A 17,092-nucleotide genomic window follows, 5' to 3' on the forward strand; every position below is an offset into this window, starting at 1 on the left:
CGAAGCGCGCGAATTCGCGTGGCATCCTTGAGCTGATCGCCAGAATTTTCCTCGCTGGTACCCTTTGGATCTGCCGGCTGAAATCGCTTCCCATTCTTGAAGCCAGCAGATCCCCTTTATCCCCTCGGCTCTACGCCGTATGGTGGCTTTGCTCGCGCTCGCGTTCGAAGTGAAGCGTTTGCGCGATGATGTCCTTCAGCACGTCGTCGCTTCCTTCGGGATGCTGTCGCATGTAGCCGACGATGCCCAATATGAGCATGTAGAACGTTTCGTATATGTGGTCGATGCGCACTTCATGCAAGCGTCCAAAATCGGCCACGGTGGTTTCGACGATGTAGGTCGCCGATGCGTCGGCGACGCGATTGATGAATCGCAAATAGAGCGAGGCGTTTTCGTGTGTGGCGAGCGCCCGGCGAAACGGTTTGTGCGCGTTGTCGTTATCGAAAAGCTGGTCGCGAATGAGCGCCACGATTGTGTCGAGCGCGCCTTCGATATCGCCCTCAACGCGTTGCGCGTTCCACTCCTTCAGGCTTGCGATGAACTCGTCAACGTAGGTGTCGAGCACGGCGGCGACTAAATCTTCCTTGCTGGGGAAGTAATGGTAGAACAACGTGCGCGCCACGTTCATGCGTTCGGTGATTGCGGCGACCGACGTTTTCGCGAGGCCGCGCTCTTCGATGAGCTCACGTGCGCACTGGATAATTTCAAGCTTGCGATCCATGCCCTTCTCCTTCCCCTAAAGATGAGGCTTTTGGAATCTCCGCTTCACGATGTGCACACAATACGACGGAACTTAACAGGGTGTCAATGTACAGAATTGACAAAGCGTCAATTCTGTATTCGCTCTCAAACTGGGACTATCGAGACTTTATGAAATATGCTATAGTGCGCTAAAAGTTCATCGGAGTAACAAAAAAAGAAATTCGATGAAGTAATGAATGGGGATTCAGACATAAGGGAAGGGGTACCGATGCGAACGAATACTGCAAAAGGAACCCGCGCGATTGCCGCATGCGGCGCATGCGCGCTTGCCGTTGCCATGACGGGCTGTGGTGCATCGTTCGAGGGGTCTGGCAGCAAAGACGCGGCAAGCGCCGAGCAGCTCGCCATGCATACTGACGATCCATGGGCTGTCGAGATAGGTGCGAACTCGAAGGCTCAAAGCGACTTCACGCTGGTCGATGGCGTATACACCGGCGCGGGCTTGGGTATGGACGGTCTTATCACGGTGACGCTTGCGGTGCAAGATAACCATATTAACTGCGTTGAGGTGACCCAGGAAGGCGAAACGCAAAGCGTGGGCGGCTTCGAGGCCATTCGCGACGGCAAGTACGCCGCCATGATCGACGCCGAGCAGGGTCCCGATATCGATTGCATTTCGGGCGCGACCATCACCACCGCCGGCGTGCGTCAGGCTACGACCGACGCTCTTATTCAGGCGGGCGCCGACTTGCAGCCCGTGGAAGTAGGCGGCGGCACCACCATCGACAAAGTGCAGAAGGGGGAATAGCCATGGCAGCTCTTGAGAACAAAGGCGTTTCCCGCCGCGATTTCTTGACCGGAGCGGCGGCTTTGGCCGGCGGTTTGGCTGCGGCGAACGCAATACCGGCGGCGGCGCATGCCGAAGAGGCGGGCGTGATCGGTGACTGGGCGGCCGACGGCAGCAAAGCCGTTGCCGTAGCTCCCTCGAAAGGCACGAACGCGAGCGCGTCCGATGGCACATATCGTGAGCACGATGCAGCGGCATTTCCTGCGAACGATGCCACGGCTATCGAGCCCCGCAAAGTTCCCGATGCGTGGGATTACGAATGCGACGTCGTGGTCGTGGGCGCGGGCGGCGGCGGTTTGAACGCTGCGGCGCGTGCGGCCGAACTGGGAGCTTCGGTCATCTGCGTAGAAAGCATGGCGTCATGGGGCGGCAATGCGCAATCGGCCGGCATGTGCGGCATTCTGGGTGGCTATTCGAAGCAGGAAGAAAAGCGCTTCGCATTCCCGAGCTATCCGTTCGACCCCAAAGCGCTCACCGATTGGGCGATGGACGAATACCACTACGCGGCCGACCCGAAGCTCATCTATAAAATCGCGTGCGAAGGCGGCCACTCGCTTGACTGGATGGCCGATTGCGGTGTGAAGTGGCGCTTGGGCGAAGTGCCGGTGTACGTTGCGCCGAAGAATTCCACGCTCGACCACCATGTGCTGAAAATGAAAGACGCGACTGACGCCATGTACGATTACGGCGTATCCAAGGGCGTTGAATTCATTTTCCGTTGCCCCGCCGAGGCGCTTGTGCAAGACGAAACGGGCCGTATCGTGGGCTTGGTCGCCAAGCAAGATTTCCAGCACGAGGTTTATATCCACGCGTCTAAGGGCGTCATTCTTACCGCGGGCGGCTTCTGCAACAACAAAGCCTTGCTCGATCGCTACATTCCCACGGCGGCCATGGGCTGCGCGTCGAGCTATCTCGTCGGCGGCGAAACGGGTGAATGCTTCCGCATGGGCTTGGGCGTTGGCGCCGATGTGTCGGGCTTCAACAGCTCTGCGAGTTTCGATGGCGGCGTCGATTGGCAGGCTGAAGGCGGGCAATGGGCGCGCTTCCTCTATGACGGCATGACGCAGCTCTCGCGCCAGCCGTGGCTCACCATCGACCGCGCGGGCAACCGCCTGCGCTATATGGACAGCCGTGTGGCCGAAGACGGCGCGAACGCGATTTACGCGCTGGGCGACTTGGCGACCATTCAAATGGTGCCTCCTGGGCATCGCTCCTACATCATTTTCGACGCGAATTACGAAGATCACCTGGCGGGCTTCGCGCAGGAGCATTGTCGCAAGCTCATCACGCCCGATTTGGAGCAAATCGACAAGGTGCCCGAGCACTATCGCGACTGGCACCACGGTGTGCAAGACGCCATCGATGCCGACGTGCTCAAGCGCCGCGATACGCTTGAGGAGCTCGAGGCCGATTTAGGCTTCGCGAAAGGCGTGCTCACCGATGCTGTTGCGAAGTGGAACGAATGCTGCGAAAAGGGCGAGGACGACTTCCTCTATCCCATGCCTCCTGAATGGCTCCATGCCATTACTACGCCGCCGTTTTATGGCTGCCGCATTGGCGGAAACCTGTACGGCACTAAGGCGGGCCTGCTCATCAACGACCAAATGCAGGTTGTGGGCACCAATGGCCTCGTGATTCCCGGCCTGTATGCGGGTTGGCATACCGCTGGCGGTGCATGCGGCGAGAACTCCTATATCGGCGATCCTATTCTTGGTTCGCTTATGGGCGATGTGGGCTTGGCATTCTGCGGCGGGTATTTGTGCGGAACGTCGGTCATCGACAACGAGTTTTAGGGAGGCCTGACATGAAAACCCAAATGAAGGCCATGGCCAGGCCGTATGTGACCTTGTTCGGAATGGCTCTTATCGTGGCCGTCGTGGCGCGCATCGGCTTGGGTATTATGGATGCCACAGGCGCGCTTGCCTACGACTACATTTCGGCGAGCGATGTCGCCATTCTTGACACGATTTGCTCCATTCTCACGGGTTCGGCGTTCGTGGCGTTCATGTTCGCCGCCTCTCTCGCACTCACGCTTTCGGTTGCGGGTGTGGCTTTGTATGCGGCGATCGCTCGTCGCGAGGGTGGCCAGGCCAGCGCGGCAAGCGCGTTTCTGTGGGGATGGGCTACGGCGCTCGTCGCAATCGTATGCCTGGTTATTGTTGGAGGCGGCATTCTGTCGGCCGTGCAGGTTGGCTCTATGAGCTCGAAACTTCCCGGCACGGGCGTGCTCGTGGTTGCCGCAATCGTATTCGCCGCATTTCTTGGAACGCTGCTTGGTGCAGCGTCTATGGTTGCCGTGGCGTGCGTGCGATGCGCGAAAACGTCGAAGCGTGCCTGCGTGAACCTGCTTGTGGCGTGCGCGGTGTGTGGTTTGGTGGTCATGGTGCTCACGGTGGGCACGTTCTCTACGCTCAATCACGTGAGCATCGATACCTCGGCGCTCGGCGTGTGGTTCGCCGCCGATGCGGTTGTGAACATCGCTATGCTGCTTGCTGCAAGCCGTTTCGCGAAATAAGCCTGTCGCTTGATGTCGCTTGAGGGCTGCCGCTTTGGTGGGCTCGGGCGCATGGCGGTGAGAGTCGTCGCAGATTCGTCGAAAAGGCAAAAGCTGCAGAAACGGCAGCTCGCGTCAGCTGGGTATGGTTCGCGACAATACATTGGGCGGAAGGTATGCACGCCCTCCCAAGCGAGTCCGCATGCGGACTCGCTTTTTTGTGCGATAACGCTGCGGCGTGTTCGGTGATAGGAGGGAGACAGCTGCTATTTTTTTGCCGAAAAAAGAAAACCCGCATCATGCGGGTTCGAGGAAAATCGGAATGGTGCCCCAGATAGGATTCGAACCTACGGCTTTCTGCTCCGGAGGCAGACGCTCTATCCCCTGAGCTACTGGGGCACATCGCAGTCGTTCATTATACGCTAAAATGTCTCTCGCGAGAAAGAGGAACTATGCCAGAAACTATTACCATTGATCGCCTTGCCTATGGCGATGCGGGCATCGGCCGTGCGGAAAATGGCAAAACCGTATTCGTGAACGGCGCGTGCCCGGGAGATGTCGCCTTGGTCGAAATCGATCGCGACAAGGGCAATTTCTGCGAAGGCCACGTGGTCGAGCTCGTTGCGCCGTCGCCCGACCGCGTGCTGCCGGCATGCCCGCTTGCGAGCGTATGCGGCGGTTGCGGTTGGCAACATATATCTTACGAGCGTCAGCTTGCTGCGAAGCGCGATGCCGTGGTGTCGCAGCTGCGTCGCATCGGCGGCTTCGATGCGGAGCGCGCCGAGCGCATCGTTGGCGCATGCGTGCCGTCGAAGCGACAAATGGAATATCGCAACAAGCTCGAGTTCAGCTGCGCTTTCGATGCGAAGCAGGGCTTCCAAATGGGCTTCCATCAAAAGGGAAGCGACAAAATCCTTGCCGCCGACGCATGCCCGCTTGCGCATAAACAAGCCCAAAAAACGCCGAAGGCTCTGCGCGGCGCTCTACGCTATCTCACGGGTCGCGAAGATCTAGGCATCCATCGCGTAGGCGTGCGCCATTCTCACCGTTCGGGTGATTTGGAAGTGGCTTTGTGGACGACGCCCGGTCCGTTTCCGCGCAATGCCGTGGCGAAAACCCTGTCCACGGCCGTGAAGGCTTCGTCAATCGTGCGCGTGATGACGGCCGATGCGGGCAGCGCGCGCAAGCTCAAGGGCCTCGAGATTCTCGATGGCCGCGGTTTTTGGCGCGAAACCGTCGCAGGCATTGAACACGGCGTGAGCGCGCCCTCGTTCTTCCAAGTGAACACGCCTCAGGCCGACAAACTGGTGCAGCTTGCCCTTGACGGCCTCGAGCTCGATGAAGATTGCGTTGCGGCCGACCTGTTCTGCGGCGTGGGCACCTTCACTATTCCGCTCGCGAAGCGCTGCGGCGGCGTGTACGCCGTGGAGTCGTATGGCTCGAGCGTGCGCAATTTGCGCCACACCGTTGAGCAGGAAAACGTCGATGTCGAGGTTATTGGCGGCGACGCGACGCGTGAGCTGCCCGAACTCGGTGAGCTTGACGCGCTCATCGTCGATCCGCCTCGAAGTGGCCTCGCGAAAGAAATTATCGGCTCCATCGCCGAGGCGGCGCCCTTGCGCGTGGCGTATGTGAGCTGCGACCCAGCTACGTGGGCGCGCGACGTGAAGCTGCTCGAAGCGGCCGGCTTTGAGCTTTTGCAAGCAACGCCTGTCGATATGTTCCCGCAGACCTTCCATGTCGAGACGGTTTCGATTTTCGCGAATAAGAACCAGTAAAACGGCCGATTTATATGAGGCTGCCATGTGCGCCTCAGAAGGGAAAAGCCCCAGCTGCGCCCGTGCGAATGCTCTTATTTGCGCGGGCGCTTCGCATATGGGGGAGCCACTCTCGGCGTTGGCGCTCGCCTTCGCGTGCTCGAGCGTCCGCCTTTTTCAGGTTCGAGGCGTTTTCGTGCTGGAATTCCATCGAGTTCATGAGCAATTTTTATGGCGCAGGCCTGCAAAAAGCCATTGAGCGGTATCATACAAAAGCTTATGTGCTGCCGAACGCGGCAAAAGAGGCGCCGCTTGCAGCAACGATGCTTCGACTTCGCGCCGATTACCGGCGCCAGACGCAGTTTCAACGCACGATAAAGAAGGAGTTATCGACTATGGCACTGTATACCCCCGAGTATCAGCCCAACGGCAAGGAAATCGCCGTCATCAAAACCTCCAAAGGCGACATTCGAGTTCAGCTCGCCGGCGACGACGCCCCCATTCACGTGGGCAACTTCGTTGAGCTCGCTCGCAAGGGCTTCTACGACAACCTCAAGTTCCATCGCTATGTTCCCGGCTTCGTCATTCAGGGCGGCTGCCCCAACACCCGCGACCTCGATTCCGCGCAGGTTATCGAAGCTGCCGGCAACCCGTGGGCTGGCCTTGGCACGGGTGGCCCGGGCTACTGCATCAAGCAGGAATACACCACCAACCCGAACAACTCCCACGAAGACGGCGCACTGGCCATGGCTCGCAGCGCGAACCCCGATTCTGCGGGCTCCCAGTTCTATCTGTGCTTGGGTCCCCAGCATAATCTCGACTCTGGCTACACTGTGTTCGGCCAGACTATCGAAGGTAAAGATGTCATCGGCGAGCTTCGCGTGGGCGATGTCATTGAAACTATCGAAATCGAAAACGCCGACTAGCCACAAGCTTTCACGCGTATTCAAGGAAGACAGGAATTCATGGACAACCAATACGTAGCCCAGGCGCAAGCCGCATACCAGGCACGCGACTTTCAGGCCGCAAGCCAGGCATACGTCCAGCTGCTCCAAGACCCCAGCGTGCCGAAGGGCCCGGGCGATTTGGGGTATCTGTACCACCAGCTGGGCAACTGCTTGCTGCAGCTGAAAGATTTCGATTCGGCTATCGAGTCGTACACTCAGGCGACCGCCGATTCCGCTTACGATGCCGTGGGCGCGGTGAATTGCAACTTGGGCAAAGCGTACGTTTTCAAGCACGATTACGAAAACGCCGTGTCTCATTTTGAAATCGCCACCTCCGATGCCAAATACGACACTCCTTACAAGGCCTATTTGGGCATGGGCAATGCGCTTTTGAAGCTTGGCAAAAACGCCGAAGCCGGCGTCGCATTCCGCGAGGCCGCACTCGATTCGCGCAACCCCGATCCGAGCAAGGCGCTGCTCAACCTGGGCGTATGCTTCATGGCCCTCAATCGTCCGGCCGATGCCGTGGCATCGTATGAAAGCGCGCTGCAGTTCGACATGGATGCCGCAACGCGCAACAAGATGTATGCGAACCTCGGTCAGGCCTACGTTGCTCTGGGTCAAATGCAGAAGGCTATGAGCGCGTTCGAGTCGGCTCTCGCCGACAAAACATACTTCCTGAGCGAGTCGGCGAGCGTCGACTATGCCCAGGCTGCCAAGTGCATGGCGACGGGCACCATCGCGATGCCCGCTATTGGCCAGCAGGCAGCGCCCGCACCAGCGGCTGCGTCCAACGACGGCAACGACATGTCGGGCCTCGACGTTCCGGCCGATGGCGTGCCCACGCAAGACGATGCCTATCCGATGGAAACGTACGCCGACCCGCAGTATTACCCGGCCGAGGCCTATGGCTACGAGCCGGTCGATAACTATAATTCGGGCGACGAGCGTTTCTTCAACGCGAGCGATGAAGAGCTCGAGCGCTATTCGAAAGGCATTGCGCGCCAAGATCGCAAGCGTCGCAACGTTGGCCTGAAAATCCTGGTCGCGTTCTTTGTGCTTCTGCTGCTCGCTGCCGGCGCAGGCGTGTTCCTGTATACGCAGGGCTACGGCTATCCCACCCAGGAAAGCGTAGTGAAAGGCCTGTTCTCCGATACCGAGAACGCTTCGAGCTATTTCGTTTCGTCGATGAGCTCCGATAAAGTCGACGATGCCATGCGTGGCGTCGTGTCCGATTCCGATGTCGCCATCGATGGCATGGACAAATCCATGTCAAACTCCACGGTGTATGTGACGGCGTCCACGCCCGAGGGTGGGGAAGTGTCCTACACTGTTTCCATGGTGCGCGACATGCTTGGCTGGAAGGTTTCCGGCGTGCAAATGACGTTCGCCTCCCAGCAGTCATAAATGCTGCAACGCCTGGGTAGCCAGGTTGCAATATAGTGCGTCGCCTGAGTGCGTCGTGCCTGTTAGAAAGCCGTTTTTCTTCAAGAAAGGGAACAATCATGGCAATTGAAAAGACCTACTCCATGCTCAAGCCCGACGCTGTGCGCAATCATCACATCGGCGAGATCGTGAGCCGCATCGAGCGCGCTGGCCTCGTTATCGAGCGCATGGAGCTGGCCAATGTTACCCCCGAGCAGGCTGCTGCGAACTACGCCGAGCACGAGGGCAAGCCCTTCTACAACGGCCTCATCGAGTACATCACCAGCGGCCCGGTTGTGAAGATGGTTGTCTCCGGCGAAGGCGCCGTCAAGAAGATGCGTACCCTCATGGGTGCCACCAACCCGGCAGAAGCTGCCCCCGGCACGATTCGTGGTGACTTTGGTCTCATTATGGACGAAAATGTTATTCACGGCTCCGACTCGCCCGAGTCTGCCGAGCGTGAAATCGGCATCTTCTTCGGTGCATAAATAATCTACGCTAAGCCTTTCGGGCGAATACGTCGGCAAGCCGCTCGCTTTCATTGTCGGATTGAAGGAGGAGCTTGTGCTCTACCGCATCATTGATGCTGGCGACGTGCCTTCGCTCATTCGGGCTTTCATGGATTCTTACGAACTTGTGGCCCCGGTCGAATGCGACCAGGGCCACATTTTCGATATCATCGACGACCCCAATGACGTGGTGCTTGATTACTCGACCACCATCGCCTCTCCCAAAAAATATTTCTTGCCTCCTCGCGAGGTCCTTTTCAAATTCGATGTGGCGCAAAACGATGTCGACGCGTACGAGCTCGACGTGAAGCCACGTGTTCTTTTCGGCGTTCACCCTTGCGATATGAACGCCATCGAAAAGCTCGATTCCGTTTTTCTTGAAGGGCCGTACCCCGATCCGTATTACCGCGCGCGCCGCGAAGCCACGCTCATCGTGGGCGTTGGATGCACGCCTTCTCAGTCGTGCTTCTGCCATCGCATGGATGCCGACGAAGCGCCCGCCGGATACGATTTGTTCCTGCAAGATTTGGGCGACCGCTTCTGGGTCTCCATTTCTTCGGTCGCCGCAGCGGAAGTTTTGGAAGAATCGACCACGTTGCGTGAAGCTACCGACGAAGATCGCGCCGCTTTTGCCGCCGCCACCCGCCGTCGCAACGAGGCATTCTCTTCCGACATTCCCTTTGTGCAAGATGTTGCCATGCTTATGGACACGTATCACTCCGATCCGTTTTGGGTCGAACTGGGTTCGCGTTGTCTGAATTGCACCGCGTGCGCATCGGTGTGCCCCACGTGCATGTGCTTCGACATCGTCGACGAACTTGCCTTCGACGGCAAGACCGGTGAGCGTGTGCGCGAGTGGGATTGCTGTACGAATCCCCAGTTCGCAACCGTTGCGGGCGGTCATAATTTCCGCCCGAGCGAACGCGAGCGCGTACGCCATCGCATGTATCACAAGCTCAATGGCTTCAAGGAAAAGCACGGCAGCATGCTCTGCGTGGGCTGTGGCCGCTGTGTCGATGCATGCAAAACCGGCATCAACCCGATTGAAGTGTTGAAGTTCTTTGACGAGAAAACGCGCGGCGCGCATGACGCCCAGCAAGGAAAGGGGGCGACCAATGGCGAATAGGCATGCTTTCACGACTTCGGTCGAAGTATCTCCGCTCGTCGCAGCGGGCCATGTCAAAACGGGCGCAGAGCTGATGGCCGAAAATCCCTATCGTCCGTGGCCTGCGCGCATCACATCCATCATGGAACTCACCGCAACCGAGAAGCTCTTCGAATTCCGCTTGATTGACGAGCGCATTCGCGAAGCGTTCCACCAGCAGCCCGGCCAGTTCGTCGAGCTGTCCATCTTCGGCGTGGGCGAAGCTCCCATCTCCATTTCTTCGTCGCCTTCCAAGCAGGGCTTCATCGAGCTGTGCGTGCGACGCGCAGGTAAGTTCACCGAAGAGCTGCACAAAATGCAGTGCGGTGACGTGGTTGGAATTCGCGGGCCTTTCGGCCGACCGTTCCCATTCGAAAAAATGAAGGGCCACGACATTTTGCTTGTCGCGGGTGGTTTGGGCATCGCGCCCCTGCGATCGCTGATCAACAATATTCACGATGAGCGCAGTGAGTTCGGCAAAGTTACCATTATCTATGGCTCGCGCAACCCGCGCGAAGTCATGTTCCGCGACCAGTTCGAGATGTGGCGCCACCGTCACGACTTCGATCTTCACCTGACCGTCGATAATTACGAAGACGGATGGGATGGCGAAGTGGGCCTGGTCACCAAGCCTTTCGAGCATTTGGAAGTCGATGCTGACAATACGTTCGGCGCATTGTGCGGGCCTCCGGTCATGTATCGATTTGTCGTTGAGGAAATGCGCAAGAAGGGAATTCCCTACGATCGCATTTACATGAGCTTCGAGCGCCATATGAAATGCGGCATGGGCAAATGCGGCCATTGCCAAGTGGGCCATCAGTATGTGTGCATTGACGGTCCCGTGTTCAATTATTGGGAAGCGAAGAATATTCAGGGGTCGATGTAGATGGAATGCCAAACGAAAAGGAACGCCACGCCGCGCGTGGTGGTGCTGGGCTTGGCGAGCTGCTTCGGCTGCCAGCTGCAAATTACGAATGCCGAATCGCACTTACTCGAAATTCTGGGCCAAATTGATGTGCAGTATTGGCAAATGGCCTCAAGTGCGCTCGAGCCCGAGGGCGATGTCGACGTCGTAATTATCGAGGGCGCGGTTTCCACGGTTGAATCCCGTGAAATCGTTGAGCGTTGGCGCAAACGCGCGAAATGCCTGATCGCTATGGGTGCATGTGCGGTATGCGGAGGAATTCCTTCCATTGCAGCGCATCATTTGGATGAGCGCGCGAAAAGCGTGTATGGCGATGCGCTCCCTTCCGCCTGCGGAGAAATGCTTGTTCCCCAGCCGGTCAGCAGCGTGGTCGATGTCGATTTCGAAGTTCGCGCATGCCCTATTGACCCCGCCGATTTCGTTGCGGTGATGCAGCATGCCATATATGGCAGCAATGCCACGGTGCAAACGGGAACGTTGTGCGGCAGCTGCAAACGCAATGAAAGCGGTTGCTTGTGGCGTGAAGGAAAAGTGTGCCTGGGCCTCGTGACCCAAGAGGGTTGCGGCGCGAAGTGCGTGCAGCTTGGCCGCGAGTGCAATGGCTGCCGTGGCCTGTCGGCTAACGCGAATCTTTCGGCGGCGCGCGCGTTCGCCGAAAGCACGGGCGTCGGCGCTGTCCGCTTTGACGAGGCGCTTGAATTGTTCAACCTGGTGAACCCTATGCTTTCACCAATTTCGGAAGGGGAGGAGTAGCCCATGCGCACGACGCTTTCTATGCACCATATTGCTCGCATCGAGGGACACGGCAACATCTCGCTTTCCATAGAAGATGGTCGCGTGTCCGATGTGAAGATGAACGTGGTGGAACCCGCCCGTTTATTCGAGTCGATGGTGGGAGGACGCCCCTTCACCCAAACGAGCTATATCGCCTCGCGTATTTGCGGAATTTGCTCATCGAGCCATGTGATAACCGATTTGCTTGCGATTGAGCAAATCTTTGGCGTGAAGACGAGCGAGCGCACGCGCGTTTTGCGCGAACTGCTCGTGTATGGCAGCTTCCTTCAGAACCACGCAGCTCACTTGTTCGTTTTTGCCGCTCCCGATTTCGAGGGGCTCGACAGTGCTTTCCCCCTTGCGGAATCGGCGCCCGAGCTTTTCAATGGCGGAATGGCTATTAAGGCGTTGGGCAATGAGCTGTGTACGCTCGTTGGCGGACGCTCCATTCATCCCATCACATGCGTTGTGGGCGGTTTCACCCATGAGCCGTCTCGTGACGACTGTCTTGCCATGGCCGATAAAGTTGCTGCAGCGCGTGAATTCTGCGAAAAAACGGTCGATGTTTTCGCGAGCTTCAAGGTCCCACAGATTGAAACCTCTGGCGATTTTATGGCGCTCGTGGAAAATGGCCGTTATTGCGTGGTTGGCAATACTGCGGCTTTCGCATCCGATGGCGCACGTTTTGCCGCGGCCGATTACGCCGACCATATTGAGGAATACGCCGTCGATCATTCGGCTGCGCGATTTTCGCGCCGCGCGAGCACGAAGAAAAACATCACGACGAGCGCGCTTGCGCGCGTTAACTTGAGCTGGAATGAGCTTTCGCAGCCCGCGCGATTGGCTGCGGCGAAAGCGGGCCTGCGTCCTCCGGCGCGAAACCCCTTCTTGAACAATGTTGCGCAGGCCGTCGAGCTCGTCGATGTGTGCGTTCGTTGCGAGGCGATGCTTCGTTGGCTCGCATTCGGCGAAGGAACGAGCAAGCCCGTCGATTTCGAAGTTCGTGCGGGCAGGGGCGTTGGCATGACCGAGGCTCCGCGCGGCACGCTCATTCATGAGCTGGAAATTGGGGAAGACGGTCGCGTCAAGCACGCGAGCATCATCACGCCGACGGTCCATAATCTGGGCGATACCGAATCGAGCGTGCGCACGCTTGCCGATTTGCTGGCCGAGCAAGGTGCTTCCGAGGAAGAAATTCGTTTGGAGGTCGGAAAGCTCGTCCGTGCGTACGATCCGTGCCTCTCGTGTTCCGTGCATTAGGCGATTTCTGCGAGTTTTGAGGCTCGAAAAACGTCTTAAGCGCCGGTTTCTACGATAATTCGAGCCGCTTTTGGGCGGCTCGAATGGTTTAATGTGGACAAAATGTGAGCAAACAAGTAGTAATTCATTCAAACACGACCGCTCACGTCTATAAACATACCGTTTACCGAAAGTGAAAATTTTTTTCCGGGCAAATATTTCGGGAAAATGACCGAAAATAGTTGGACAAATTCGTAATCTGTGAATTGAAAAAAGCCGTTTGACGTGGTCAAACGGCTTTTTGTTTACGAACTATAAGAAGGCGGTTTAAAGCACGCGGCGTAGCTGCTGTTCCTTGATTTCGCTCTCGAGGGAGGAGTGAATGATGTTTTGGAACGGTTCGACGTCGCTCAAAATGCCTGCGTTCGAGAGCTCCGGGTCGGAAATTCGATGCACGAGATAGCTGATTGCGGCCCCCGTATAGAACTCGGCAAGGAAGTGCACGGCTGAATCGCTCAACGATCGGTTGCTCAAAATGAATCGAATATCGCGCTCAAGCGCCGGGACATAGAGCTTGTAGAGATACGAGCGTAGCCCATCTTTCTCGGTGCTGTGGAGCGCCTTGGCGTAATATGCGCGGCGCTTTTCGAGCGTGTCGGCGAGCGCCTGGAAGAACTCAGAGCCGTCGAGTGAGCGCACGCCGACCTTCTTAAAGGCGTAATACGGTTTGTCGGCAATAGCCCCGTCCTCTTCCCGTTCGTATACCAAATGGTCGGAATCGAAGCGCTCAAGCAGCGTTTCGGCAAGGTCGTTGCGGAAGACCCAACGAATGAGATGGGCCTTGTCTTCGAAGTGGTAGTAAAACGTTTTGCGGTTTTTGCCCGATGCGGCAACGATGTCGGAAACCGAGATTCTTTCAATGGGGAGCTTCTCGGCGAGGCTCACGAACGATTCGCCCATAAGCTCCATGGTGTCGGAAGATGCCATAACGCTCCTTACATTACGAGTGATTTGGGACAGTTTTGCGAGTACGTGGTGAAAACAAGCATGTGCATGGGAACGGCGCCTCGCGTAAAACTATCCATATTTTAGCATCAGAGTCCGACACAAGCATCGATATGTCCTACTAGTTTTATAAGTAAAACATGCTCATTTCACTTGTAGGGATGTCATTTTGCCTGGTTTTACCTGTGAAAATATATGCCAATCCTATATATCGAACCACAAAGCTACAGAATTAGTTATATGTCCCGCAAAACGGCCTATTTTTACCCAGAACATGGGAACTGACCATGCTCGAACGGACAGGAACGGCGTATTCTGCCGATATCGAAACCTGCGCCTTGTAGCGAAGGGGACAGGTTGGTCGAAAAGTCGACTCTTAACTAGGAGGAAGCAATGGATTTCGCTTTGACCGATGAGCAAGAGCTGCTGCTCGAAAGCGTGCGCGAGTTCTGCGATCGCTATTTCACCGACGACGTCGTGAAGGAAATGTACGAGAACGGCGGCATGCCCGACGAGATCGCCGAGGCATATCGCGACGCTGGCTTTGGCCTGATGGGTATTCCTGAGGAGTACGGCGGAATCCCGGCTGACAAAGTCACGTTGGGCCTGATGATCGAGGAGCTTTACCACAGCGCCGGCTGCATGCACATCCTCTATCAGAACTCCCTGTCCATGTTCGACATCATGGAGTTCGGCACCGAAGAGCAGAAGCAGCAGGCCGTTGACCACTACATGGAGACCGGCTGGCCTATCGCTTCTCTGTCCATCTCCGAGCCGGGCGCTGGCTCCGACAATGGCTCCATGACCTGCGTCGCTAAGAAGCAGGCCGACGGCACCTACAAGCTTTCCGGCCAGAAGACCTGGGTCACCATGGGCGAGAAGCTCCCGTACACCATCGTCGTCGCCAAGGACGAAGATCCCAGCCGCGAGAACCGCAACATGTCCCTTTGGTACATCCCCATGGACACCCCGGGCGTTTCCACCGCTCCGCTGCACAAGATTGGCCAGCAGTGCATTCCGTTCTGCGAGGTCTACTTCGATGATGTCGTCGTTACCGAAGAGCAGCGCATGGGCAAGCCGGGCGAGGGCTTCATGATGCTCATGAAGAACTTCGAGGTCGAGCGCTCCTTCATCGTCGCCGAGCAGGTTGGTCTGGCTCAGGCCGCCCTCGAGGACGCTGCCAAGTACGCCAACCAGCGCATCGCCTTCGGCAAGCCGATCACCAAGCTGCAGATGATTCAAGAGAAGCTCTGCGACATGGAGATCAAGGTCCAGAACACCCGCAACATGCTTTACAAGACCCTGTGGAAGCTCGACAACGGCGAATCGGTTCAGCTCGACTCCGCGATGCTGAAGCGCTACGGCTGCTCCGAGTGCTTCCAGGTCGCCGACATGGCGCTCTCCATCTACGCCGGTTTGGGTTATACTACTGAAGTCCGCATTGGCCGTATCTGGGCCGACCTGCGCGGCAATATGTTTGGCGGTGGCACCCACGAAGTCATGGCCTACATTGCCGGCCGCCAGGTTGCCAAGAAGTACGCCAATTAGTAAGTCACGCATAAGACAGTCTGTTAAGAAACGTATCCGAGAAGGGAAAGGTACAAGATGAAAATCGTTGTTTCTTTCAAGGTCGTTCCTGACGATCAGGACATCCAGGTGTCCGGCGACGGTAGCCTCGACTACGCCAAGGCTCACCAGATCGTCTCGACCTATGACTTGAACGCGATGGAAGCCGCCGCTCAGCTGGCTGCTGCCAACGAAGGTTCCGAAGTCGTGGGTATCACGGTCGGCGGTAAAAAAATCGACGACTCCAAGACCAAGAAGAACGTGCTTGCTCGCGGCATTGATCAGCTCTACATGACCGCTGACGACGCGTGCGCCGACCTCGACGCTGGCGCTACCGCTGCGGCTCTCGCCGAACTCGTTGCCAAGGTGGGCGAATATGACCTCATCATCTGTGGCGACGGCTCTGCTGACAACTACGCTCAGCAGGTTGACGTGCAGCTGGCCGCTAAGCTCGGTCTGCCCGTCGTCAATGGCGCTACCAAGATTGAAGCTGGCGACGGCGTTGTGACCGTTGTCCGCACCCTCGAAGACGTCGTCGAGACCGTTGAGGTCCCGCTGCCTGCCGTTGTTTCGGTTTCTCCCGACGTCGCTCTGCCCCGCATCCCGGGCATGAAAGACATTCTGGCCGCCGGCAAGAAGCCGATGAACGTCTCCGCCGCTGAGGGCACCTTCGCCAACAGCATCGAAGTCGTCGACTGCAAGGCTCCCAAGCAGGCCGACCGCAAGCTCGAGATCATCGACGCCGCCGACGATGGCGCCATCGAGAAGTTCGCTGCCGCCATCAAGGCCGCTCTGTAGTTCGCGGAATTAGGAAAGGATCGAAAACAATGAAAGCATTTGTTCTCGCTGAGCATTCCGACGCCGCCCAGGAGCTCTGCGCTGGCGCTCGCACGATGGCCGATGAGGTCGTCCTGGTTGCTATCGCCGACATGGAGGTTCCTGCCGCCGTCGCCGATAAAGTCCTGCACGTTGCCCTTCCCGAAGGCGCTGTCGTTGACGACGCTGCCGACACCGTGATTGCCGCGTTTGACGCTGAGCAGCCCGGCGTTGTGCTCGTTGAGCCGACCCGCCACATGAAGGTCGTTGCTGGCAAGGTTGCCGCTCATGCTGGCGCCTCCATCATCCCTGACGTCATCGAGTTCGACGGCGACGTTGCCGTCGACATGTACTTCGGCGGCGTGGGCATGAAGAAGCAGAAGGCCACCGGCGTTGCCTTCTACGGCGTTGGCGCTGGCGTTTTCGCTGAGGCTGCCGCTTCTGGCGCCAATGCGACCGAGGAACTCGCTTGGGTTGCTCCTGCCAAGGCCATCAAGCTCGTCTCTTCTGTGCCCGTCGAGAAGTCTGGCGTTGACCTGAACAAGGCTGACGTTGTCGTTGCCGCTGGTCGTGGCTTCGGCGCTGAGGAAGACCTCCAGATGGCTCGCGACCTCTGCGACAAGATCGGCGGCGGCCTCGGCTGCTCCCGTCCTCTCACCGAGGGTGTCAACTGGCTTCCCACCGAGGTCTACGTTGGCGTTTCCGGCCTCATGCTCAGCCCCAAGGTTTACATCGCAGCTGGCATCTCCGGCCAGATGCAGCACATGGTCGGCTGCAACCGCGCGACCACGCTGTTTGCGATCAACAAGGACAAGAACGCTCCTGTCTTCAAGCAGTGCGACTACGGTCTGGTTGGCGACATCAAGACTGTCCTGCCCGCGCTTGTTGCTGCGCTCTAAGTCGAATTCGACTTCGTAAACCGGCGTAGGCGTTTCCTGCGCC

Annotated in this window: 16 protein-coding genes and 1 tRNA gene; 14 read left to right on the plus strand and 3 right to left on the minus strand. The window is 57.7% G+C overall.

Going from position 1 to position 17,092, the window contains the following annotated elements:
- Positions 1-130 precede the first annotated feature (130 nt).
- A complete protein-coding gene (locus Q0D41_RS05095; protein WP_288483246.1) occupies positions 131-721 on the minus strand; it encodes a TetR/AcrR family transcriptional regulator in 591 nt (196 codons plus the stop codon).
- 249 nt (positions 722-970) lie between these two features.
- Here Q0D41_RS05095 and Q0D41_RS05100 point away from each other — a divergent pair, with 249 nt between their 5' ends.
- From Q0D41_RS05100 to Q0D41_RS05110, 3 genes are read left to right on the plus strand one after another with little or no spacing between them, the layout of a single operon-like run.
- Complete coding sequence (locus Q0D41_RS05100; RefSeq protein ID WP_294376167.1) at positions 971-1,510, plus strand: FMN-binding protein; 540 nt, start codon at positions 971-973, stop codon at positions 1,508-1,510.
- Between the two features lie 2 nt (positions 1,511-1,512).
- On the plus strand, positions 1,513-3,342 hold the full coding sequence (locus tag Q0D41_RS05105; RefSeq protein ID WP_294376170.1) for an FAD-dependent oxidoreductase: 1,830 nt from the start codon (positions 1,513-1,515) through the stop codon (positions 3,340-3,342).
- Between the two features lie 11 nt (positions 3,343-3,353).
- The gene (locus Q0D41_RS05110; protein WP_294376172.1) at positions 3,354-4,064 is read left to right on the plus strand and encodes a hypothetical protein; all 711 of its coding nucleotides are present in this window, start codon (positions 3,354-3,356) and stop codon (positions 4,062-4,064) included.
- 302 nt (positions 4,065-4,366) lie between these two features.
- Here Q0D41_RS05110 and Q0D41_RS05115 read toward each other — a convergent pair.
- A tRNA-Arg gene (locus Q0D41_RS05115) sits at positions 4,367-4,442 on the minus strand.
- Positions 4,443-4,495: 53 nt separating this feature from the next.
- Here Q0D41_RS05115 and rlmD point away from each other — a divergent pair.
- From rlmD to Q0D41_RS05155, 8 genes are all read left to right on the plus strand, one after another.
- A complete protein-coding gene (gene rlmD / locus Q0D41_RS05120) occupies positions 4,496-5,821 on the plus strand; it encodes a 23S rRNA (uracil(1939)-C(5))-methyltransferase RlmD (protein ID WP_294376175.1) in 1,326 nt (441 codons plus the stop codon).
- A 374-nt stretch (positions 5,822-6,195) separates the two neighbouring features.
- On the plus strand, positions 6,196-6,726 hold the full coding sequence (locus Q0D41_RS05125; protein ID WP_281668908.1) for a peptidylprolyl isomerase: 531 nt from the start codon (positions 6,196-6,198) through the stop codon (positions 6,724-6,726).
- A gap of 39 nt (positions 6,727-6,765) precedes the next feature.
- Positions 6,766-8,154 (plus strand): tetratricopeptide repeat protein, encoded by a 1,389-nt coding sequence (locus Q0D41_RS05130; RefSeq protein WP_294376182.1) that lies wholly within the window; start codon positions 6,766-6,768, stop codon positions 8,152-8,154.
- Positions 8,155-8,252: 98 nt separating this feature from the next.
- Entirely contained in the window at positions 8,253-8,660 is a 408-nt protein-coding gene (ndk, locus tag Q0D41_RS05135) for a nucleoside-diphosphate kinase (RefSeq protein WP_114614901.1), read from the plus strand.
- 76 nt (positions 8,661-8,736) lie between these two features.
- Entirely contained in the window at positions 8,737-9,807 is a 1,071-nt protein-coding gene (locus tag Q0D41_RS05140) for a 4Fe-4S dicluster domain-containing protein (RefSeq protein WP_294376188.1), read from the plus strand.
- Positions 9,797-10,711 carry an FAD/NAD(P)-binding protein gene (locus Q0D41_RS05145; protein ID WP_294376190.1) on the plus strand — a complete coding sequence of 305 codons (915 nt, stop codon included), beginning with the start codon at positions 9,797-9,799 and terminating at the stop codon, positions 10,709-10,711. Before Q0D41_RS05140 ends, Q0D41_RS05145 begins: the two co-directional genes overlap by 11 nt.
- Positions 10,712-11,503: an NADH:ubiquinone oxidoreductase gene (locus Q0D41_RS05150; protein ID WP_294376192.1), complete on the plus strand. Its 792-nt coding sequence runs from the start codon at positions 10,712-10,714 to the stop codon at positions 11,501-11,503.
- A 3-nt stretch (positions 11,504-11,506) separates the two neighbouring features.
- Positions 11,507-12,784 carry a Ni/Fe hydrogenase subunit alpha gene (locus tag Q0D41_RS05155; protein WP_294376195.1) on the plus strand — a complete coding sequence of 426 codons (1,278 nt, stop codon included), beginning with the start codon at positions 11,507-11,509 and terminating at the stop codon, positions 12,782-12,784.
- A 306-nt stretch (positions 12,785-13,090) separates the two neighbouring features.
- Here the strand turns inward: Q0D41_RS05155 and Q0D41_RS05160 are convergent, their stop codons facing one another.
- The gene (locus tag Q0D41_RS05160; RefSeq protein ID WP_114614906.1) at positions 13,091-13,750 is read right to left on the minus strand and encodes a TetR/AcrR family transcriptional regulator C-terminal domain-containing protein; all 660 of its coding nucleotides are present in this window, start codon (positions 13,748-13,750) and stop codon (positions 13,091-13,093) included.
- A 411-nt stretch (positions 13,751-14,161) separates the two neighbouring features.
- Between Q0D41_RS05160 and Q0D41_RS05165 the strand changes: the two genes are divergently transcribed.
- From Q0D41_RS05165 to Q0D41_RS05175, 3 genes are read left to right on the plus strand one after another with little or no spacing between them, the layout of a single operon-like run.
- Positions 14,162-15,316, plus strand: coding sequence for an acyl-CoA dehydrogenase family protein (locus Q0D41_RS05165; protein WP_294376198.1), 1,155 nt, complete (start codon positions 14,162-14,164; stop codon positions 15,314-15,316).
- A gap of 57 nt (positions 15,317-15,373) precedes the next feature.
- Positions 15,374-16,132 carry a putative electron transfer flavoprotein FixA gene (gene fixA / locus Q0D41_RS05170; protein WP_294376221.1) on the plus strand — a complete coding sequence of 253 codons (759 nt, stop codon included), beginning with the start codon at positions 15,374-15,376 and terminating at the stop codon, positions 16,130-16,132.
- A 29-nt stretch (positions 16,133-16,161) separates the two neighbouring features.
- Positions 16,162-17,049, plus strand: coding sequence for an electron transfer flavoprotein subunit alpha/FixB family protein (locus Q0D41_RS05175; RefSeq protein WP_294376223.1), 888 nt, complete (start codon positions 16,162-16,164; stop codon positions 17,047-17,049).
- The last annotated feature ends 43 nt before the right edge of the window (positions 17,050-17,092 follow it).

It is taken from the genome of uncultured Slackia sp., from assembly GCF_934630525.1.
In the GTDB taxonomy this organism is placed as follows: domain Bacteria; phylum Actinomycetota; class Coriobacteriia; order Coriobacteriales; family Eggerthellaceae; genus Slackia.